The sequence below is a fragment of the Phenylobacterium sp. genome (genome assembly GCF_030693625.1).
GTDB lineage: Bacteria > Pseudomonadota > Alphaproteobacteria > Caulobacterales > Caulobacteraceae > Phenylobacterium > Phenylobacterium ferrooxidans.
The window spans coordinates 1-19,550 of record NZ_JAUYAF010000021.1; the positions used below are offsets into that span (position 1 = coordinate 1).

The following is a 19,550-nucleotide window of genomic DNA, read 5'->3' on the forward strand; positions in this document are numbered from 1 at the left end:
AGCTGAGGATGAGCAGGGTCGCCACTGACGTTTCCATGACCCGGATGGTTGCAGGGACTTTGAGGTCCGGAGCCACAAGGAGGGGTCGGTGGAACAGGTTCAGTCTAACACGAAGGTTGCGGGCGTCGATGTGGGCAAGCATCAGCTGGACGTGGCGGTGCATGGTCTTGAAGACGCGACGCAGGTCGACAACGGGCCTGCGGGCCTTGCCGAGCTGGTCGCCTGGCTGAAGGCGCGCGAGGTGGGCCGTGTGGGTCTTGAAGCGACCGGCGGCTACGAGCGGGCCGCGCGCTCGGCGCTAGAGGCGGCGGGGCTGGAGGTGGTGGTCCACCAGCCGATGGAGGTGAAGCTGTTCGCCAAGCTGAAGCGTCGCCGCGCCAAGAACGATCGGCTGGACGCCCGGCTGATCGCGGCGGCCACCGCCCAAGTGGAGGCGGTGAAGGCGGCCCAGGACCCCAGGCTTGTCGAACTGGCCGAGCGGCTGACGGCCTATGAGCAGATCACCGACAAGGCCGCTGAGCTGAAGACCTTCCTGGAGCACGTCACCCTGAAGGACGTGGCCAAGGCGCTCAAGACCCAGATCGCCTCCCTGACCCGGCTGAAGGCCAAGCTCGCCGCCCAGGTGCTGGCCCAGATCAAGGCCAATCCCGATCTGCTGGCCCGTTTCCGGTTGCTGATCTCCCTGCCCGGCGTCGGCCCCATCGTCGCCGCCACGCTGGTGGTGCGCATGCCCGAGTTGGGACAAATGAAACGTGGCCAGGCCGCAGCGCTGGCCGGCGTCGCCCCCTACGACCGGGACTCAGGACAATGGAAGGGCCAGCGCTTCATCGCCGGCGGACGAACCCGCCCACGGCGGATGCTCTACCTCGCCGCCATCAGCGCAAAGCGGCACGACCCAAGCCTCAAGGCCTTCGCCGATCAGCTCGTCGCACGAGGCAAGCCCGCAAAGCTCGTCGTCGTCGCCGTCATGAGAAAACTCATCGAGGCCGCAAACCTCGTCCTCAGCCGGCAACAGCCCTGGATTAGACAACCCACTTAACATGGTTGCTCATCCGGCGCGCTCTCGCGCGCCACCTTCTCCCGCAAGGGGAGAAGGTGGCGAACACCTAGTCCAGCGTCCGCCGATACCGCGCCATCGCCAGCGCCGTGACCACGCACACGAACGCCAGCAACGCCGCCAGCTCGCGCCACATGTCCTCGAGCCCCTGGCCCTTCAGCAGGGCGCCGCGCACCACCCGCAGAAAATGGGTGACCGGGATGATCTCGCCCAGCGCCTGGGCCCAGCCCGGCATGCCCCGGAAGGGGAACATGAAGCCCGAGAGCAGGATCGACGGCAGGATGTAGAAGAAACTCATCTGCATGGCCTGCAGCTGCGATCGCGCCACCGTGGAGATCAGGAAACCCAGGGCGAGCGACCCCACGATGAACAGGCTGACGCCGACGCCAAGGCCGAGCCAGCCCCCCAGCATCGGCACCTGGAACAGCAGCTTGGCGATGGTCAGGATGATGAGGGTCTGGGCGACCCCCACCAGGACATAGGGCGCCAGCTTGCCGATCATCACCTCGATCGGTTCGACGGGCGTGGCCAGCAGGCTCTCCATGGTGCCACGCTCGGTCTCGCGGGTGACGCTGAGCGAGGTCATCATCACCAGGGTCATGGAGAGGATCACGCCGAGCAGGCCCGGCACGATGTTGTAGGCGGTGACGGCTTCCGGATTGTAGCGGCGGTGGACCACCACCTCGAACGCGGGCCTGGCCTGCATCCGCGGCGCCAGCGCGCCCTTCAGATCGCCCACCAGCGCCTGGGTCGGCAAAGCCGCCAGGGCGGCGAGGGCGGGGCCGGTGGCCGAGGGATCGGAGGCGTCGGCCTCCACCAGAATCTGGGCCTTGTCGCCCCGCGCCACGCGACGGGTGAAGTCGCCGGGGATGGTGATGGCGAACTGCACCTCGCCCCGGCGGATCAATTCGTCCAGTTCGGCGGGACTGCGCGCCTGGGCGACCAGGTCGAAATAGGCGCTGTTGTGCAGAGCCGAAAGGACCGAGCGGGCGAAGACGCTGTCCTCCTGCACCAGGACGGCGGTGGGCAGGTGGCGGGGCTCGGAATTGATCGCGTAGCCGAACAACAGCAGCTGCACCACCGGCAGGGCCAGGATCATGGCGTAGGTCAGGCGGTCGCGGGTGAGCTGCTTGAACTCCTTGATCAGCACCGCCCAGACCCGCGTCGCGGAGAAGGCGCTCATCGGAAGTTGTCCTCCGCGCCGTCCATCAGCTGGATGAAGACGTCCTCCAGGGTCGGCTCGACCTCGGTCCAGCGGAAGGGTTCGCGGCGATAGGGGGCGATGGCGGCTTCGACGGCAGCGCGGTCGGTCCCGCTGACGTGCAGGGCCGCGCCGAAGGGGGCGGCCATCTCGACGCCGGGCCGCCGGCTGATCTCGCCGGCCAGCCGGTCGATCCCGGCGCCCTCGCCGTTGAAGGTGACCAGGTGGGAGCCCGCGATCACCTGGTCGGCCGTGCCCCGGGCGATCAGCTGGCCATAGGCGATGTAAGCGATCTCATGGCAGCGCTCGGCCTCATCCATGTAGTGGGTGGAGACCAGCACGGTCAGCCCCTCGGCCGACAGCGCGTGGATCTCGTCCCAGAAGGTGCGGCGCGCCTTGGGATCGACCCCGGCGGTGGGCTCGTCCAGCAGCAGCAGCTTGGGTTCGTGCAGGGTCGCTGTCGCCAGGGCCAGCCGCTGCTTCCAGCCGCCCGACAGCGTGCCGGCCAGCTGGCTGCGCCGCTCGATCAGGCCCAGGCGTTCCAGGGCGTGGGCCACCCGGTCCTTGCGGCGATCCAGGTCGTGGACGCGGGCGGAGAACATCAGGTTCTCCTCCAGGGTCAGGTCCTCATAGAGCGAGAACTTCTGGGTCATGTAGCCGGCCTGGCGCTTGATGGCGCCCGCCTGGCTGATGATGTTCAGGCCCAGGCAGGTCCCTTCACCGCTATCGGGGGTCAGCAGGCCGCACAGCATCCGCAGGGTCGTGGTCTTGCCCGAGCCGTTGGGGCCGAGGAAACCGCAGATGCGCCCCTCCGCCACCTGCAGGGAGACGTCCTGGACGACATGCTTGTCGCCGAAGCTCTTGTTCAGGCCGTGGACGTCGATGGCCAGCGTCACCGGACCGGCTCCAGGGGCGTGACGTCCACCGGCTGGCCCGGGTTCAGCCGGGCGCTGGGCCTGGCCTCCACCATATAGACCAGCCGGTCGCGCGCCTCGCGGCTGTAGATGATCGGCGGAGTGAACTCGGGGCGCGGGCTGACGAAGGTGATCTTGGCGGTCAGCCCCTTGGCGCAGCCATCGCAGGCGAAGCGCACGACGGAGCCGGGGCGATAGGCCGACAGGCTCTGTTCCGGCACAAAGAACCGCAGCTTGATGCGGTCGTCAGGGAGCAGGGAGACAACCGGCTGGTTGGCCACCGACCATTCCCCCTGCTGGAAGAACACCTCCTCCACCCGCGCGTCGGAGGGCGCGACGGGGGCGAGGTCGGAGAGGCGGGCGTCCGCCGCCGAGAGGCCCGCCTCAGCCTGGGCGACGCGGCTGTCGGCCGCCTGGACCTGGCCGTCACGGGCGCCCAGGGCGGCGGCGTCGCGCTGCCGCCGGGCGGCCGCCAGCTGGGCGTTGGCGGTCTGCAGGGCAGCGCGGACATCGTCCAGGCGGGCCGGCGCATAGACGCCCTTGCGCACCAGGGGCTCGATCCGGCGCATGTCGGCCGCGGCGTCCCGGGCGCGGGCCTCGGCGGCGATGATGTTGGCGTCATAGACAGCCAGTTCGACCGGCCGCAGGCCTTTGCGCGCGTCCCGCGCCTGGGCCTGAGCGGCGCCCACCTCGGCCTGGGCCTGCTGGCGCTGGGCCGCCAGCTGCTTGGGGTCGACCACGAACAGCCGGTCACCGGCCTTCACCCGGTCGCCGCGCTGGACATGGACCTGGGCCACCGCCCCTGAGACCGGCGCGGCCAGATAGAGCGGCTCGCCCTCCACATAGCCGGTCAGCACGTTGGATCGGTTCAGCCTGGGGGTCAGCACCAGGGCGGCGATCAGGCCGGCGGCCGCCAGCAGCAGGGCGATGACGAGCAGGCGTTGTTTCATGGGACCATTCCCCGCAGCTGGGTCTCGACGTGTTGCTCCATCAGGGCCGGCAGGTCGAAGGGCTCGGCGCCGACGGGGGTGAAGGTCTCGCGCCAGATCACCCCCACCAGCAGGGGCGAGATCAGGCCCGCCGCATAGTGGCGGGGGTCGCCGGGGCGGATCTCCCCGCGCGCCTGGGCCGCGGCGATGGCGCCTGTCAGGGCGCCGAGGGCCGGGACGATCAGCCGGTCGTGCCAGACCCGCGCCAGCTCCGGGAAGTTGCGCGCCTCTCCGATCACCATCTTGATGATCCCCCCGATCGGCGTGGTGGAAGCGACGTGGGCCATGACCTTGGCGAAGGCGCGGATCAGGTCGGGAAAGGTCTGCGGATTGGCGGCGGCCAGGGCGGCCAGATTGTGCAGGTTGGGGGCGACCCCCTGTTCCACCACGGCCTGGAAGATGTCCTCCTTGGTGGCGAAGTAGAGGTAGATCGCCCCCTTCGACACCCCGGCCCGGGCGGCGATGTCGTCCAGCCGCGCGGCGGCGAAGCCCTTTTCCGCGAACACCTCGAAGGCCGCCGCCACGATCTCGTCGGGGCGATCGGCCTTGCGGCGTCGGAACTTCGGCTGGCCGGCGGGGAGGGACATGGGCGCTCTAAATAACTGACTGGTCAGTTATCAATACGCCCCAAGCCTGGGCGTGGCAAGCCGACTCTATTCCATCAATCTGCCAAGCTTGTTGGTGCTCGCCGCCCGCCATGCGACCGTGAGGTGAGTTGGGGAGGAACCATCATGTTCGCCGGGGAAACTGATCACGGTCAGGCGTCACGACCGATCGCCATCGCCCGCGTCGCCATCGGGTTCGCCCAGGGCCTGGCGCTGTACGGCCTGAACGAGTGGGAGAAGCACGGCCTGATCGACGGCGTCTCCTCGCCGCTGTTCTGCGCCTGCGCGATGCTGATCCTGTTCCTGCCCGTGGTGCTGCTGGGCGGCCTGCACCCCCTGCGGACCCGGACCCTGGTCATCTGGGGCGCCGCCGTCGCCGTCGTGGTGGCCGCGCTGGGCGCCTATCACGGGACCATCGCGGTTCCCGACATGGGCGCCGAGCACTGGCCGGGCCCGCCCCTGGTGATCTTCACCGCCGTGAGCCTGTTCATCGCCCATCACCTGGTGACCGGCGCCGACGCTGATCGCCGCTGGATCGCCAGCTACGATCGCTACTTCGAGCAGACCTGGAAGGACGGCGTGCGCCTGGCCCTGGCCGTGCTGTTCGTCGGGGCCCTGTGGCTGCTGCTCTGGCTGGGCGGGGCGCTGTTCGACCTGATCGGTATCAAGTGGGTCGGCGAGACCATCCAGAAGCCCTGGTTCGCCTTCCCGGCCACCACCACCTTCTTCGCCCTGGCCATCCACCTGACCGATGTGCGCGCCAGCCTGGTGCGCGGCATCCGCACCGTGGCCCTGACCCTGCTGTCCTGGTTGCTGCCGGTGATGGCGGTCATCGGGGCGGGCTTCCTCATCGCCCTGCCGTTCACGGGCCTGACCCTGCTGTGGGACACCAAGAGCGCGGCGGGCATCCTGCTCTCGGCCGCCGCGGCCCTCATCGTCCTGCTCAACGCCGCCTATCAGGAAGGCGAGGCCGAGGACCATCCGCCCGTCGCGCTGAAGTGGGCCGGCCGGGTCACCGGTGTGATCATCGCGCCCCTGGTGGCCATCGCCGCCTATGGCCTGATCCTGCGCATCGGTCAGTACGGCCTGACACCGGACCGCATCTACGGTGTCGCCTGCACCATCGTAGCCGTTGTCTATTCCGTGGGATACGCGGCCAGCGTCTTCTGGCCTGGGCCCTGGCTGAAGCGCCTGGAGGTCACCAACGTCATCGCCGCCCACCTGGTGGTGGCCATCCTGCTGGCCCTCTTCTCGCCCCTGGCCAATCCCAGCCGGCTGTCGGTGAACGACCAGCTTGCGCGCCTCGATCGTGGCGCGGTGACGCCAGACAAGTTCGACTACCTGTTCCTGCGTTTCGAGGCCGGCAAGCCGGGGATGGACGCCCTCAAGGCGCTCGCCGCCCGCAAGACCGGGCCGGGCGCCGCGGAGATCGCCAAGCGGGCCGCCTCGGCCCTGGCCCGCAAGGCCCGCTACGGCGAGGCCACGACCTCGGTGGTGGAGCGCAAGGAACTGGTCCGTGTCGCCGGCGGCGGCGCCTTCCCGGTCGGGTTCCTCGAACAGACCTGGAAGAGCTTCGAGGACCCGCTGCAGAACTGCGAACCCGGCCGTCTGTGCGACGCCGTGGTGGCCGACCTTGACGGCGACGCCTCGCCCGAAGTGGTGGTGTTCGCCATGGGCGACCGCCGCGTCTACCGGCAGGCCGGCGGCGTCTGGACCCGGATCGGGACGCTCTCCGGATCTTATTGCGACAAGGACGGCGAGGCCTTGAAGGCGGGCCAGTTCGCGGTGAACGCCGATCCGAATCCTTTGGCGGACGTCGTGGTGGCCGGCCGCCGCCTGCGGGTCGTGCCCGAAAGCGACAAGTGCCCCGATGGTACGGCGGGCGACGTCGCCATCGTGTCCGAGATCAAGCCCCCGCCGCCGGAGACCAAATGAGCGACCAGGTCCGCAACCTCGTCTTCCACACCCTCTCCGACGAGTGGGCGACGCTGAAGCGGGTGACCTTCGACTACCGCCGCCACGACGGGACCTGGGAGACCCAGGTCCGCCAGACCTATGATCGCGGCGATGGGGCGGTGATCCTGCCCTACGACCCTGATCGCGGGACCGTGCTGCTCACCCGCCAGTTCCGCATCCCGGCCTATGTCACCGGCCATATCGAGCCGCTGATCGAGGCCGCCGCCGGTCTGCTGGACGCCGACGATCCGGAGACCGCCATCAAGCGCGAGGCCGAGGAGGAGCTGGGCTACCGGTTCTCGTCGGTCACCCCGGTCTTCAAGGTCTATATGAGCCCTGGCAGCGTCACCGAGCAGCTCAGCTTCTTCACCGCCCGCTACTCGCCCGCCGACAAGGTCAGCGCCGGGGGCGGCCACGCGGGCGAAGGCGAGGACATCGAGGTGCTGGAGGTCCCCCTCACCGACGCCCTGCGGATGGTCACCGACGGCGTCATCGTCGACGCCAAGACCATCATGCTGATCCAGCACCTGCTGCTGACCGAGCGCACCTAGAACTTCGCGTTGATCCCCACGAAGAACCGCCGGCCCAGGATGTCGAAGGTCGAGGGATCGGTGTTGGAGTTGGGGTAGCTGGTGAAGTAGGGCGGGTCCTTGTCGGCGAGGTTGTTCACTCCACCGCGCAGGGTGACCCGGTCGTCGACCTTCCAGGAGCCCGACAGGTCAAAGACGTCGTAGTCGGGCGTGTTCACCGCCGTGGGGCTGAAGGTCGGCACGCTGCGGGCGTCGGTCATGGCGGCGATATGGCGCCAGCGCAGGGTGGTCCGCACCGGCCCGACGGCCCAGGTGGCCGACAGCACCGACTTCCACTCCGGCAGGGCGCCGCCCGAGAGGTCGGCGCCGATGGTTCCGGCATAGTCGATGAAGGCCGCGTTCGGCCGCGCCTGGCGCTCGAAGCTGTCGAGCTTGGAGATCACCAGGTTGAAGGCCAGGGCGCCCGTGCTCTCCGGCAGGCCGAGGTCGGCCAGCCCGAAGCCCCAGTCCACCTGGGCGTCGATCCCGGAAGTCTTCACCGAGGCCAGGTTCACCTGGGTCTGGGCGACGCCGGTGATCTGGCCCGAGCTCAGGCGCGAGAATCGGCTGCAATAGAAGTTGGCGTTGGAGAGGCCTGGGTTGGATCCATCGGCGTTGAAGCAGGAAGCCAGGATGGTCGGGACGCCGATCGTCCCCACCACGTCGGCCACCTCGATCTTGTAGTAGTCCAGACTGACGCTGAACCGCCGCAGGAAGGGCGCGTCGACCGCAGGCGTCCAGACCACCCCGGCCGTGAAGCTGTCAGCGGTCTCCTCGGTGAGGCTGGGATTGCCGCCGCCCACGATCTCCACCTGGGTCGAGGCCTGGTTGAAGGTGTCGATGATCGCGGCGGGCACGCCCTGCGACAGGCACAGGCCGCGCACCGCCGCCGCGCTCGCGCCGTTGCGGAACGAGGAGCGCACGTCGCAGGGATCGCCCGCCGTGGTGCCGGTCCCGGGCGAGCCGATGCCGAGGAAGCCCACGGACTGGGGCGAGAACAGCTCGGCGATGTTGGGGGCGCGGACCGCTCTCTGATAGCCGCCGCGGATCAGCAGGCCTGACACCGGTTTCCAGGTGAGGTCGGCCTTGTAGGCGCTGACCTGGCCGGTGGTGGAATAGTCCGCCACCCGGCCGCCCAGCGTCACGTCCAGGCTCTGGATCAGGGGCAGGTCGGCCAGCGCCGGGACCAGCAGCTCGGCGTACAGCTCCCTGGAGGTGATGTCGCCGCTGACCGGGACCGCCGGGTTGAAGCCGACGATATCGGGCCCCTGCAACTGCAGGTCGGGTGAATAGTCGAAGTCGTCCTTGCGATGCTGGGCGCCGGCCGAGAACTTCAGCGGCCCGGCCGGGAGGTCGATGAGGCTGCCGGTCACATAGCCCTCGACGACCGTCTGCTTGATGGTCGTCGAGTTGGCGACGTCGCGGGCGATATAGGCCGCGCAGCCCGGGCTGACCTTGCCGGCCCCGAAGATGTTGAATCCGCCGCAGATGGAGACACCGCCGTCGGGAGCGAAGGTCAGGGTGCGCATGGCCGACCGGCTGACGTTGCCGACCTGGCTTTCGGTGTGATCCATCTGGCCGTGGCTGGCGTAGAGGTCCCACTTCCAGTCCTTGATCGGCAGGGCTCCACGGAGGCCCGCCACCAGCTGCATCGTCTCATAGGTGTTGTTGGAGAGCCGGCCGCCCACCTCATTGAAGGCGCGGCGGGGATAGAAGGCCGCGGTCGGATCGGCGCGCGACGCCAGCAGGGTGCGCAGGTCGGTGGGGATGAAGGGGTTGGTGACCGGGACCACGATGTCGGGGCCGGGGAAGGCGCCGTCGCTGGCCGAGGCGGGGCCCAGCTGCCGCGAGACATCATAGGTGGTGTAGCTGGCCGTGCCGTAGGCCTCGAGGCTGTCGGTCAGGTCGTAGCGGCCCGAGGCGTAGAGGCTCCACCGTTCCAAGGGCAGGTTCAGGTAGCGATAGGCGGCGCTGTTGAAGGTGTAGCTGGCGGCCGAGAAGCCCGCATCGCGCACGCCCGTATAGTTGTTCACCGGGGCGGTGGAGAACAGGCTGCCGTCGGCGTTGAAAGAGAGGCTGGCGCCGCGGGCCACCGTGCCGGGTGCGAAGCCATAGGCGCCGAACACTGTGTTCATGGCCGCCTGGCTGGGCAGGTTGGCTGCGCCGCCGGCGTTCGATGCCGGATCGAAGCGCCCGTCGGGGATCGTCGCCGCGCCTGAGGGCGTCAGGCCGGTGGTGAGGATCGAATAGCCCACGGCCGACCAGTCGCGGTCCGCCGCCAGCAGGCCCTCGCGCTTGTCATAGGTGGCGGCGACGGCGAGGGCACCGCGCTCGAAATTGCGGCCCCAGCCCACGGACGCCGTGAGCTGGCCGGCGTCGTTCTGCTCTGTGACGCCGAACTGGGCGTCGACCTGCAGGCCCTCGAAATTGCGCTTGAGCTTGAAGTTCACAACGCCCGCGATGGCGTCAGAGCCATAGACCGCCGAGGCGCCGCCGGTGATGGTCTCCACCGTGTCCACCAGGAAGGTCGGCACGGTGTTGAGATCGACCACCGCATTGGGGTTTCCCGCCACCACCCGGCGCCCGTCGATCAGCACCAGGGTGCGGGTCGGCCCCAGGCCGCGCAGGTTGGCGTAGGCCTGGCCGGGCGTGGTCACGAAGTTGGTGGTGTTGGTGCCCGAGCCATTGGACGGCGTGAACTGGGGAAGCTGGTTCAGGGTGTTCTCGATCGTCACCATGCCGACGGCGGCGATCTGCTCCTGGCCCACCGTGACGATGGGGCTCTCGGAGACATAGTCCTTGCGGGCGATCCGGCTGCCGGTGACCACGATCTCGGAGACCTCGGCGTCCTGGGCCAGGACCGGAGCGGCAGGCAAGCTCAGCAACCCCGCCAGGGCGCCGGCGCACATCAGGTCCGCTGTCTTCATGTTGAACGCCCGTCCCCTGGATCCACCCATGCGGGTGATTTGCAGCCCAAGCTAGGGGAAGGCGAGCCTTCTCGCTACTGACGGAAAAGGAGTGGGTTAAGGTTCAGGCGGCGGCGCCGGAACGTGGCCGCAACGAATCAGGACCGAATCGCTGACTCGGCCGGATTCGGGATTTGTTCCCTACAAGGTATTGTATCCTAAGGGCTTGGGGACACAAGACGGTCGGTCCGCGGGTGGTTTGGCGTGGCGACAGGAAAGTGCGATGAAGCGGTGTGAAAGGCGGCTCCGCCTTGACGCCGCCGCTTACCTTCGACTATATCGCCCGCTCTCGCGCGGGTCCGCCCGCCGTCACTCTTTCTCGCTTAGGTCTTAAGCCATGTCGCGTCGCTGCGAACTCACCGGTATCGGCCCCATGGTCGGCAACAATGTGAGCCACTCGAATATCAAGACCAAGCGCCGCTTCCTGCCGGCGTTGGCCCCTGCCAGCCTGCAGTCCGATGCGCTCGGGCAAACCTTCAAGCTGCGCATCTCCAATGCGGCCCGCCGCACCCTGGACTTCCGCGGCGGCCTGGACATCTTCTTGGTCAAGGCCAAGGACGAGCAGCTCTCGCCCCGCGCCCTCAAGATCAAGCGCCAGCTGAAGGCCAAGCTCGCCGCGCAAGCGCCAGCCGCCGCCGCCTAGGCGCAAGCGCCAAGCAGATTTGGAAAAGGCCGGCGGTGACGCCGGCCTTTTTCTTTTCTACCCGCTCGTCCCGGCGAAGGCCGGGATCCAGGTCGTAGGTCGCGACCTGCGCCAAGCATCCTCAGAGCGGTGGATGTATCTGGGTCCCGGCCTTCGCCGGGATGAGCGGATGAGGGGGTTCTATTTCAGCGTCTCATCGAACAGGGCGATCAATTCGCGCCAGTGGCGCTCGGCGCCGTCGGGATTGTGCACCGGCATGTCGGTGGGCACCCAGCCGTGCTTGCAGCCTTCCCAGATCGACACCTCGGCGTCCACGCCCGCCTCGCTCAGGGACTTGATGAGCCGGGTGTTCTGGGCCTCGTCATAACTGCGGTCCTCTATGGCCCCGGCCACCAGCACCTTGGCCTTGATCGCAGGCGCCAGCAGATGCGGGCTGCGCTCGTCGTCGGTGGCCATGTTGCCGCCGTGGAAGGAGGCCGCCGCCCCGATGCGGTCCGGGTAGGTTCCCGCTGCGCGCAGGGCGATGGAGCCGCCCATGCAATAGCCCGTGATTCCCACCTTGCCCGGCTTGGCGGCCGGATCGGCCGCGATGAAGTCGAGGCAGGCCTTCACGTCGGTCATCTGCCGGCCCGCGCCCGTGCTGGCCCGCAGTTTGGCGAACAGCTCGCTGGCCTCCTTGTCGCCCGCGCGGGCCGCGGCGATGTCCAGGGGCGGGTAGGGGCCGGCGCGCCAGAACAGGTCGGGCAGCAGCACGTAGTAGCCGGCGGCGGCCAGGCGCTCGCCCATCTCGAACAGGGCCGGCCGAATGGCCGGGGCGTCCATGGCGATGATCGCGGCGGGCCAGGGGCCAACGCCTGAGTCGGGTTTGAAGATGAAGGCGCGCGCCTCGCCCTCCGGGGTGGGAAGGGCGATCTCGGTCTGGCTCATAATGGCGGCCTCGCTAAGCGGGATGAGGAAAAGTGGGAACCGGTTTTCCGCCCGCATCCCGCGCTCTGAAAATCTACTTCGCGGGCTTCCAGTCGAAAGCCAGCAGGATGGTCTTCTGGGAATTGGAGAAATTGTCGTCGGAGAGCAGGTAGAACCGGATCGCGCCGTCCTTGCCGGGCACCGCCGATACGCCTTCGAGATTGTCGACGGTCAGGGGCTTGGCCATGTCCATGCGCGCCACCTCGCCGGCGGGGCCAAGGATCTTCAGGGTGATGCGGCTGCCGCGCACGGGGTCCCAGGCGCGGAACAGCCAGGCGGTCTTCCCGTCGGCCAGCCTGTCGACCGCAACCACCCCGAACTCAGGCGGCTTCTCCAGGGTTGGACCCTTCACGCAGGCCGCGGTGACGCGGCAGGTCCAGGTCTCGCCGGAGTCCTCACCGACGGTGATGTAGCCGTCGGGGCCGACAGCGGGATCGAAGGCCAGGGCCTCCATGCCGCCGTTGGGGGGGAAGCCGGCGTCCACCGGCGAGGGAACAACCCGGGCGGCGCCGCCCTTTGCCGGATAGAGCAGAATGCGGTCGATGGCCTCGAAGCTGACCAGCCGGTCGCCATTGGGCATGAAGGCCAAGCCCTCAGAATCGGCCTCCTTCTTGCCCTGAAGCGGCTTTCCGTCCGGCCCGGTGAGGACCGTCAGCTTGCCGGGACCGACGCCGACCAAGCGGCCGGTCTTGTCCAGCAGGACGCGGCTTTCCAGCAGGTCGCCCTCGTCGCTCATCGAGACCAGCTTGCGATCCTGGGTCACCCGAAGGTCCGACAGTCCATGGAAGCGCGAGGTCTGGTCCGACGAGAGCACCAGGCCGCCCGCATAGACGAAGTCGCCGATGCGATCCTGTGACGGGTCCTGCGGGTTGAGCGCGACCGGCGTGGCGGTGATGGTGATCCCGGAGCCTGCGGCCATCGGCCCCTTGGGCAGGGTGGACGGTTGCGCGCAGGCGGTGAGCGCGGCGAGCGCGGCTCCCAGGATCAGTCGTTTCACGCCACGGCTCTCCGGACTTCCTTGAAGGTGGACCGCCGGGTCGCGCCGCCCTGGGGGCCTTGCGTATTGGGCGGTGGGGCCAGCAGGCCCGCGGTCTTGCGGGTCTGCCTGCGCGGCTCTTCATTGAACAGCTCAGCCAGCTGGTCGACGATGGCGCCGGCCAGTTGCTCGACATCCACGATGGTGACAGCGCGCCGGTAATAGCGCGTGACGTCGTGGCCGATGCCGATGGCGATCAGCTGCACGGGGCTCTTGTCCTGGATCTCGGCGATCACCTCGCGCAGGTGGCGCTCCAGGTAGTGGCCGGAGTTCACCGACAGGGTCGAGTCGTCCACCGGCGCGCCGTCGGAGATCACCATCAGGATGCGGCGGGCCTCGGTGCGGCCGATCAGCCGCTGGTGCGCCCACATCAGGGCCTCGCCGTCGATGTTCTCCTTCAACAGGCCTTCGCGCATCATCAGGCCAAGGTTGCGCTTGGCGCGGCGCCACGGGGCGTCGGCGGCCTTGTAGATGATGTGGCGCAGGTCGTTCAGGCGGCCCGGCTGGGCCGGCTTGCCGGCCTTCAGCCAGTCCTCGCGGCTCGTGCCGCCCTTCCAGGCCCGGGTGGTGAAGCCCAGAATCTCGGTCTTCACGCCGCAGCGCTCCAGGGTGCGGGCCAGGATGTCGGCGCAGACGGCGGCCACCATGATCGGGCGGCCGCGCATGGAGCCGGAATTGTCGATCAGGATGGTGACCACCGTGTCGCGGAACTCGGTGTCTTCCTCTTCCTTGAAGGCCAGCGAGGCGGTGGGGTCGGTGATCACCCGGGTCAGGCGGGCCACATCCAGGAGCCCTTCCTCCAGGTCGAAGGTCCAGGAGCGGTTCTGCTGGGCCATCAGCTTGCGCTGCAGCTTGTTGGCCAGGCGCGAGACCACGCTGGAGAGGCTGGCGAGCTGCTGGTCGAGATAGGCGCGCAGCCGGGTCAGCTCCTCGAGGTCGCAAAGCTCCTCGGCCGCCACGATCTCGTCGTTGGCGGTGGTGAAGACCTTGTATGTGGGGGTCTTGGCGTCGCCCTTCGGGTCCGGCCGCGCGGGTTGCTCGCCCTCGCCCAGCTCCGGCGGCTCGTCAGAATCCTCGGCGTTGGGATCATCCTCGGCCTGCATCATCTGGCTGTCGGCGTCCTCGCTTTCGCTGTGGGTCGCCTCGCTGTCGTCCATGGAGGCCTGCTGCGGGGACTGCCCCTCGCCATCGCCCTCATCGCCGTCCTCGGCGGCTTCAGCCTCGCCCTCGTCGCCATCCTCGTCGTCCTGGTCGGCCTGGTCGGGGGCGTCCGAGAGGTCGTCGCCCATCGACAGGTCGCGCAGGATGGTGCGCGCCATCTTGGCGTAGGCCTTCTGGTCGTCGATCTTGTCGATCAGCTTGTCGAGATCCTGGCCCGCTCGGGCCTCGATCTCGTCGCGGAACATGTCCACCAGCAGCTTGGCGTTCGGCGGCGGCTCCACCCCGGTCAGCCGCTCGCGGGCCATCAGGGCGACGATCTCGGCCATCGGAGGATTGGCCTGGGCGTCGACGGGATTGAAGGGGCGCTTGAGCCAGGCCTGCTCGTGCACGACCTTCAGGTTCTCCCGCACGCCGCCGAGCGCATTGGAGCCGATGGCTTCGATCCGAACCTGTTCCAGGGCGTCATAGGCCGGCGCGCCCAGGGCCGAGCCGGGGCGGGTGCGGGCATGGACCTGGGCGTCGTGGTGCGAGATGCGCAGGGCCATCTGGTCGGCCAGGCCACGGATGCGCGCGGCGTCTGTCGGCGTGAGGTCGCGGGGCGGGTGCGGCAAGACCGCGCGATTGCCCGACAGCACGGGACCTTCCCCGGAGTAGACGATCTCCAGGTCGGGCGACTCGGCCAGCGAGCGCGCAGCGTTCGCAAGGGCGCGTTTGAAGGGCTCGAGCGGGCTTTCCGGGTTCTTGGCCATGGCCAACTTCCATAGCGCGTCGGAGTGAACCGAGGAAAGTCCTGTTGGTGGTGCGGCTGAGTGCCGCAGGCCGGTCGTAGGATGTGTTTACACTTTCACGCGCCACGATGATCCGAGGAACAGGTGGAGTGAGTGCGGTGACGGCGGTTGCGTGTCTGAGAGTGGCGGTGGATGCGGAGAAGACGGGCCTGAAGCCGGCCGTCCTCGGGCCATTGGTCGCCAAGTTCTCAGGGATCTATCTTGAGGGAAAATGGCAGTGGCCGCGCCAGTTCACGCCCCTGACCCACTACTCCTTCCTGCTGACCGATCCGCGCGCCGATGAGCTGGACGTCCAGGAACTGGCGCGGCTGGGCGACGACCTGCAGATCAAGCTGTTCGGCGAGGGTGACGACGAGGCCGGCAAGGTCGGCCTGCTGCTGTTCGAGGGCTCCGCTGAAGCGGTCCAGGCCTTCGCGGCCCTCGACGACGCGGCCGTAAGCGCCGCCCTGCTGGATCCGTCCCTGTTACCGCCCGGCGGCCGGCTGAGCCGCGTCGAAGCCGCCCCCAACCGAACCGGCGACGAACCTGCCCTGTCGCCCGGAGCTCCCGTCGGACCGATCTGGGTGACCCAGCAAGCAGCCCTGGCGGATATCGCCGAGGCGGCCGCCAAGCACCCCATGCCGTCCCTGGACGGAGTCCAGGGGATCTACTTCACCCTGCGCAGCGTCTTTGTCGGCGACGTGGTCAGCTCAACTCCAGGATCCCTGAGGACCCACCTCAGCCTGGTGGAAGGCGACGAGCACATGCCCGCCGATCCCCAGGCTTTCGACGCCGATTGCCTGGCCGTGGCGGCACGGATGCTGGCGGGCCCTGGGCCCCATTCGATGCTCTACCTGCCCATCTGCTACTCCAACATCGTCCGCGCCTCCCAGCGCGCGGCCTATGAGGAGATGCTCGCCACCCTGCCTCCAGCGGCGAAGGGCCAGTTGGCGGCGGCGGTCTATGATGTACCCCGCGACCCGGCCTTCACGGCCCTGGCCACCGTCCGGGCCTCCCTGTTGAAGTACGTGACCAATATCGACCTGCGCACGCAAGATCCCGGCTTCGAGGTGGAGAAGCTGGCGCCCAACGCGGTCACGAGCGTGACCCTTGTCCTGCCCAGCGGCGACCAGCGGGCTCGGCTCGCGGTGTTGCGCCGGTTCGCCGAACGGCTGGGGCTCTATCGCAAGAAGCAGATCTGGGCGGCGGTCACCAACGTCCGAAACCGCGTGGAGCTGGAAGCCTGCATTGCAGCTCACGTGCCGTTCGTGACGGGCTCGGGCGTCTGTCGCCTGCAGACGGCGCCGGTCGGCGGCCGCATGCAGCCGCCGGAGGCTCTGCCTCTGCTGGCGGCCTGATCGCCACAGGAACGCGACGGCGTTGCCCCGCGTTGAGCCAGCAAGACCCCTGATGTCTTTGGCTGGAGTTCAACATGTTGAAATGGGCCCTGATTTTCGCCGTGGTCGCGCTGATCGCGGGCGCGCTCGGCTTCACCGGTATGGCCGGCGCGGCGGCGGGTATCGCCAAGCTGCTGTTCTTTGTGGCCGTGATCGGCTTCGTGCTGTTCCTGGCGCTGGGCGCCTTCGTCGGCAAGAAGATCAGCGGAGGCTGAGCCGCCTCTGAAATCTGAGACGGACAAGGGCGCGGAGTCACCTCCGCGCCTTTTCTGTTTCGAGCCTGTCGCGTGAGCGAGTCGGCCTCGTCGGCTGCGGGGTTGGCTCTAGGCCACCCGCACCCGCGCCGTGGATTCCGGCAGGTCCTGACCGAAGGCGCGCTGGAAGAACTCGGCGACGGTGCCACGCTCCAACTCATCGCACTTGTTCAGGAAGGTCATCCGGAAGCCGAGCGCAATGTCGCCGCCGAAGATCTCGGTGTTCTGCGCCCAGGTGATCACGGTCCGCGGGCTCATGACCGTGGAGATGTCGCCGTTCATGAAGGCGTTACGGGTCATGTCGGCGACCCGGACCATGGCGCTGATCGTGCGCTTGCCCTCGGTGTTGTTGTAGTGCGGCGCCTTGGACAGCACGATCTCGGCTTCCACGTCGTGGGCCAGATAGTTCAGCGTGGTCACGATCGACCAGCGGTCCATCTGGCCTTGGTTGATCTGCTGAGTGCCGTGATAGAGCCCCGTCGTGTCGCCCAGGCCGATGGTGTTGGTCGTGGAGAACAGGCGGAAGAACGGGTTGGGCCGGATCACGCGGTTCTGGTCCAGCAGGGTCAGCTTGCCCTGGGCTTCCAGAATGCGCTGGATCACGAACATCACGTCCGGGCGGCCGGCGTCGTATTCGTCGAACACCAGGGCCACGGGCCGCTGGATCGCCCAGGGCAGGATGCCCTCGCGGAATTCGGTGATCTGCTTGCCGTCCTTCAGGACGATGGCGTCCTTGCCCACCAGGTCGATGCGGCTGACGTGGCTGTCCAGGTTCACCCGGATCAGCGGCCAGTTGAGGCGGGCGGCCACCTGCTCGATGTGGGTCGACTTGCCCGTGCCGTGGTAGCCCTGGACCATCACCCGGCGGTCGAAGGCGAAGCCGGCGCAGATCGCCCGGGTGGTCTCCGGATCGAACTTGTAGGACGGATCGAGGTCCGGCACGTGACTGTCGCGCTCGCTGAACGCGGGCACGGTCATGTCGATATCCACCCCAAAGGCTTCGCGGACCGAGACCTTCTTGTCCGGGACCAGGGTGAGGAGCTTGTCGTCTTGATTTTCAGCGAACGAGGTCATGGTCCGGTTCGATTACAGGCTTACGCATGCGAAGCAAACGTGTGTTTGATGGGGGCAGTCCCTGCGACCCATACCGGAATGACGAAGGGAGCGTCCACCCATGTTGAAGCAAGCCCCGCGGTCCTATCGCGCAATCCAGGTCTTCGCATCCGAAGAAGGCTTCGGCGCCGAGATCGTCGGCGTCGACCTGTCACGCCCGCTTTCCCCAGAGGCCCGCGAGGAAATCCGCGCCGCCTGGGCCCGCCATTCGGTGGTGAGCTTCCCCGATCAGCCGCTCAGCCTGCATGAGCTGGAGGCCTTCACCCTGCAGATGGGAAAGTTCGGGATCGACCCGTTCATCGCCCCCATGCCCGGACACCCCAACGTCCTGGAGCTGCGCCGCGAGCCCGACGAGAAGGCGACGAACTTCGGCGCCGGCTGGCATTCCGACTGGAGCTTCCAGGAGAAACCACCCGCCGCCACCCTGCTGCATTCCAAGGTGACGCCGCCCGTGGGGGGCGACACCCTCTTCGCCGACTGCGCCAGCGCCTATGACGCCCTGTCACCGGCCATGAAGGCTATGCTGGCTCCGATGAAGGCGGTCCACTCCGCCGGCCGCGCCTACGGGACCAAGGGCGTCTTCGCCCGCGAGACCGAGAAGCGGACCATGGCGATCATCGTCTCCGAGGAGGCCGACCAGAGCCTGACCCATCCCCTGGTTCGCACCCACCCCGTCACCGGCCGCAAGGCGCTGTTCGTCAGCCCGGTCTACACCGTCGCCATCGAGGGCTTCGAGGCCAAGGAGGCCCAGGCCATCCTGGCTTTCCTGTTCGGGCACATCACCCAGGACCGGTTCATCTATCGCCACAAGTGGCGGCCAAACATGCTGCTGATGTGGGACAACCGCTGCACGGTCCATCTGGCCGAGGGCGGCTACGACGGCCACCTGCGCCTGATGCACCGCACGACGGTGGCGGGCGACAAGCCGGTCTGACGCGAACGTCTTCCGGCGGCTACGCCATCTTCGCCTTGCGCAGCTGCTGGTAGGCCTTGATGACCCGCTGCAGCTTGTGTTCGGCCGAGCGGTCCCCGCCGTTGCTGTCGGGGTGAGTGCGCTTCACCAGCTCGATATAGCGGGCGCGGATGGTCGGGCCGTCGGCGTTCTCGTCCAGGTCGAGGTCGGCTAGGGCGTTGCGTTCCAGCTTGCCGAGGCGTCGAGTCTCCGGCGCATTCGCCGGCCGAGCCCCGCCATTGCCGCTGCCAAACAGGTTGAACGGATCGCGGTAGCCCTTGCCCTGGCCAAAGCCCTGGGCGGCCGCGGCGGCTTCGCGGGAGAAGCGGCCGGCCTTGAAGTCCCAGGTTGGACGGTCGCCCTGGGCGCTCTGGGCCTGGCGCTGCTTGATCTCGCCCTCGCTCATGCCGGCGAAGAAGTTCCAGTTGCGATTATATTCCGCGGCGTGCGGCTGGCAGAACCAGTAGTGCTCGTTGAGCATGTCGCGGGATTTCGGCGCGCGCGCCGTCGCCGCCACCCGGCACCCCGGATGGTCGCAAGCCCGTTCCCCGGGCTTGAGCGCATAGACGTCGTCGGTCTGCGCGGCCTCCCCGGGGGTCGGCGGGCGCACCCGGATATCGACGAACTTAGGCTTGTATTGAAACGCGCCGGCCATGACCCAAGTATGAAGCGGTCTGAGACCCTTTCAAGAATTGAAGATTATCCAAATGGGCGCCATATTTGAGGCCATCCAACACAAGCTCACCGAAGCGTTCTCGCCAACCCGCCTGGAAATCGAAGACGATTCCGCCCGCCACGCGGGACATGCGGGTGCCAGCGCCTCCGGAGAGAGCCATTTTAACGTTATTATTCAAGCCCAGGCCTTCGCGGGCGCCCCAAAGGTGGCGCGGCAACGGATGGTCTACCGGACATTGGCCGAAGAGCTGGCGGGTCCCCTGCATGCGCTTTCGGTGAAAGCCCTCGCTCCCGGCGAGGACTAACCTGACTTTCGAATAGGCGCCGCT

At 68.0% G+C, this 19,550-nt stretch carries 18 protein-coding genes; 8 read left to right on the forward strand and 10 right to left on the reverse strand.

Features of this window, described 5'->3' with window-relative positions:
* Positions 1-88: 88 nt before the first annotated feature.
* Positions 89-1,039: an IS110 family transposase gene (locus Q8N10_RS04350; RefSeq protein ID WP_304774449.1), complete on the forward strand. Its 951-nt coding sequence runs from the start codon at positions 89-91 to the stop codon at positions 1,037-1,039.
* Between the two features lie 67 nt (positions 1,040-1,106).
* On the opposite strand, the gene Q8N10_RS04355 is transcribed toward Q8N10_RS04350, so the two are convergent.
* Genes Q8N10_RS04355 through Q8N10_RS04370 form a run of 4 tightly spaced genes read right to left on the reverse strand, consistent with a single transcriptional unit; the run spans position 1,107 to position 4,748 of the window.
* Entirely contained in the window at positions 1,107-2,240 is a 1,134-nt protein-coding gene (locus Q8N10_RS04355; protein WP_304774451.1) for an ABC transporter permease, read from the reverse strand.
* Positions 2,237-3,154 (reverse strand): ABC transporter ATP-binding protein, encoded by a 918-nt coding sequence (locus Q8N10_RS04360; protein ID WP_304774453.1) that lies wholly within the window; start codon positions 3,152-3,154, stop codon positions 2,237-2,239. Before Q8N10_RS04360 ends, Q8N10_RS04355 begins: the two co-directional genes overlap by 4 nt.
* Positions 3,151-4,122, reverse strand: coding sequence for an HlyD family secretion protein (locus Q8N10_RS04365; protein ID WP_304774455.1), 972 nt, complete (start codon positions 4,120-4,122; stop codon positions 3,151-3,153). Before Q8N10_RS04365 ends, Q8N10_RS04360 begins: the two co-directional genes overlap by 4 nt.
* Positions 4,119-4,748 carry a TetR/AcrR family transcriptional regulator gene (locus tag Q8N10_RS04370; protein WP_304774457.1) on the reverse strand — a complete coding sequence of 210 codons (630 nt, stop codon included), beginning with the start codon at positions 4,746-4,748 and terminating at the stop codon, positions 4,119-4,121. Before Q8N10_RS04370 ends, Q8N10_RS04365 begins: the two co-directional genes overlap by 4 nt.
* 144 nt (positions 4,749-4,892) lie before the next feature.
* On the opposite strand from Q8N10_RS04370, the gene Q8N10_RS04375 reads away from it, so the two are divergent.
* Both Q8N10_RS04375 and Q8N10_RS04380 read left to right on the forward strand, forming a co-directional pair.
* Positions 4,893-6,701, forward strand: coding sequence for a DUF4153 domain-containing protein (locus Q8N10_RS04375; RefSeq protein ID WP_304774458.1), 1,809 nt, complete (start codon positions 4,893-4,895; stop codon positions 6,699-6,701).
* Complete coding sequence (locus Q8N10_RS04380; RefSeq protein WP_304774460.1) at positions 6,698-7,273, forward strand: NUDIX domain-containing protein; 576 nt, start codon at positions 6,698-6,700, stop codon at positions 7,271-7,273. Before Q8N10_RS04375 ends, Q8N10_RS04380 begins: the two co-directional genes overlap by 4 nt.
* Here Q8N10_RS04380 and Q8N10_RS04385 read toward each other — a convergent pair.
* Positions 7,270-10,218 carry a TonB-dependent receptor domain-containing protein gene (locus Q8N10_RS04385; RefSeq protein WP_304774462.1) on the reverse strand — a complete coding sequence of 983 codons (2,949 nt, stop codon included), beginning with the start codon at positions 10,216-10,218 and terminating at the stop codon, positions 7,270-7,272. The two genes, Q8N10_RS04380 and Q8N10_RS04385, sit on opposite strands and share 4 nt — an antisense overlap.
* Before the next feature lie 376 nt (positions 10,219-10,594).
* Between Q8N10_RS04385 and rpmB the strand changes: the two genes are divergently transcribed.
* Positions 10,595-10,900, forward strand: a complete 306-nt coding sequence (gene rpmB / locus Q8N10_RS04390; RefSeq protein WP_304774464.1) for a 50S ribosomal protein L28 — start codon at positions 10,595-10,597, stop codon at positions 10,898-10,900.
* A gap of 180 nt (positions 10,901-11,080) precedes the next feature.
* Here the strand turns inward: rpmB and Q8N10_RS04395 are convergent, their stop codons facing one another.
* The 3 genes from Q8N10_RS04395 to cobT form a co-directional block, all read right to left on the reverse strand.
* Entirely contained in the window at positions 11,081-11,827 is a 747-nt protein-coding gene (locus tag Q8N10_RS04395; RefSeq protein ID WP_304774466.1) for a dienelactone hydrolase family protein, read from the reverse strand.
* Between the two features lie 73 nt (positions 11,828-11,900).
* Entirely contained in the window at positions 11,901-12,863 is a 963-nt protein-coding gene (locus Q8N10_RS04400; protein ID WP_304774468.1) for an esterase-like activity of phytase family protein, read from the reverse strand.
* Positions 12,860-14,812: a cobaltochelatase subunit CobT gene (gene cobT / locus Q8N10_RS04405; protein WP_304774470.1), complete on the reverse strand. Its 1,953-nt coding sequence runs from the start codon at positions 14,810-14,812 to the stop codon at positions 12,860-12,862. The genes Q8N10_RS04400 and cobT overlap by 4 nt, the downstream gene beginning before the upstream one ends.
* A gap of 167 nt (positions 14,813-14,979) precedes the next feature.
* Between cobT and Q8N10_RS04410 the strand changes: the two genes are divergently transcribed.
* Entirely contained in the window at positions 14,980-16,188 is a 1,209-nt protein-coding gene (locus Q8N10_RS04410; protein ID WP_304774471.1) for a hypothetical protein, read from the forward strand.
* A gap of 74 nt (positions 16,189-16,262) precedes the next feature.
* Positions 16,263-16,442, forward strand: a complete 180-nt coding sequence (locus Q8N10_RS04415) for a DUF1328 domain-containing protein (protein WP_215338773.1) — start codon at positions 16,263-16,265, stop codon at positions 16,440-16,442.
* Between the two features lie 108 nt (positions 16,443-16,550).
* On the opposite strand, the gene cobS is transcribed toward Q8N10_RS04415, so the two are convergent.
* The gene (gene cobS / locus Q8N10_RS04420; protein ID WP_304774475.1) at positions 16,551-17,555 is read right to left on the reverse strand and encodes a cobaltochelatase subunit CobS; all 1,005 of its coding nucleotides are present in this window, start codon (positions 17,553-17,555) and stop codon (positions 16,551-16,553) included.
* Positions 17,556-17,655: 100 nt separating this feature from the next.
* Between cobS and Q8N10_RS04425 the strand changes: the two genes are divergently transcribed.
* Positions 17,656-18,528: a TauD/TfdA family dioxygenase gene (locus Q8N10_RS04425; RefSeq protein WP_304774477.1), complete on the forward strand. Its 873-nt coding sequence runs from the start codon at positions 17,656-17,658 to the stop codon at positions 18,526-18,528.
* Between the two features lie 19 nt (positions 18,529-18,547).
* Here Q8N10_RS04425 and Q8N10_RS04430 read toward each other — a convergent pair whose 3' ends face one another.
* Positions 18,548-19,201 (reverse strand): J domain-containing protein, encoded by a 654-nt coding sequence (locus tag Q8N10_RS04430; RefSeq protein ID WP_304774479.1) that lies wholly within the window; start codon positions 19,199-19,201, stop codon positions 18,548-18,550.
* A gap of 52 nt (positions 19,202-19,253) precedes the next feature.
* Here Q8N10_RS04430 and Q8N10_RS04435 point away from each other — a divergent pair, with 52 nt between their 5' ends.
* Positions 19,254-19,526, forward strand: coding sequence for a BolA family transcriptional regulator (locus Q8N10_RS04435; protein WP_304774698.1), 273 nt, complete (start codon positions 19,254-19,256; stop codon positions 19,524-19,526).
* Positions 19,527-19,550 lie beyond the last annotated feature (24 nt).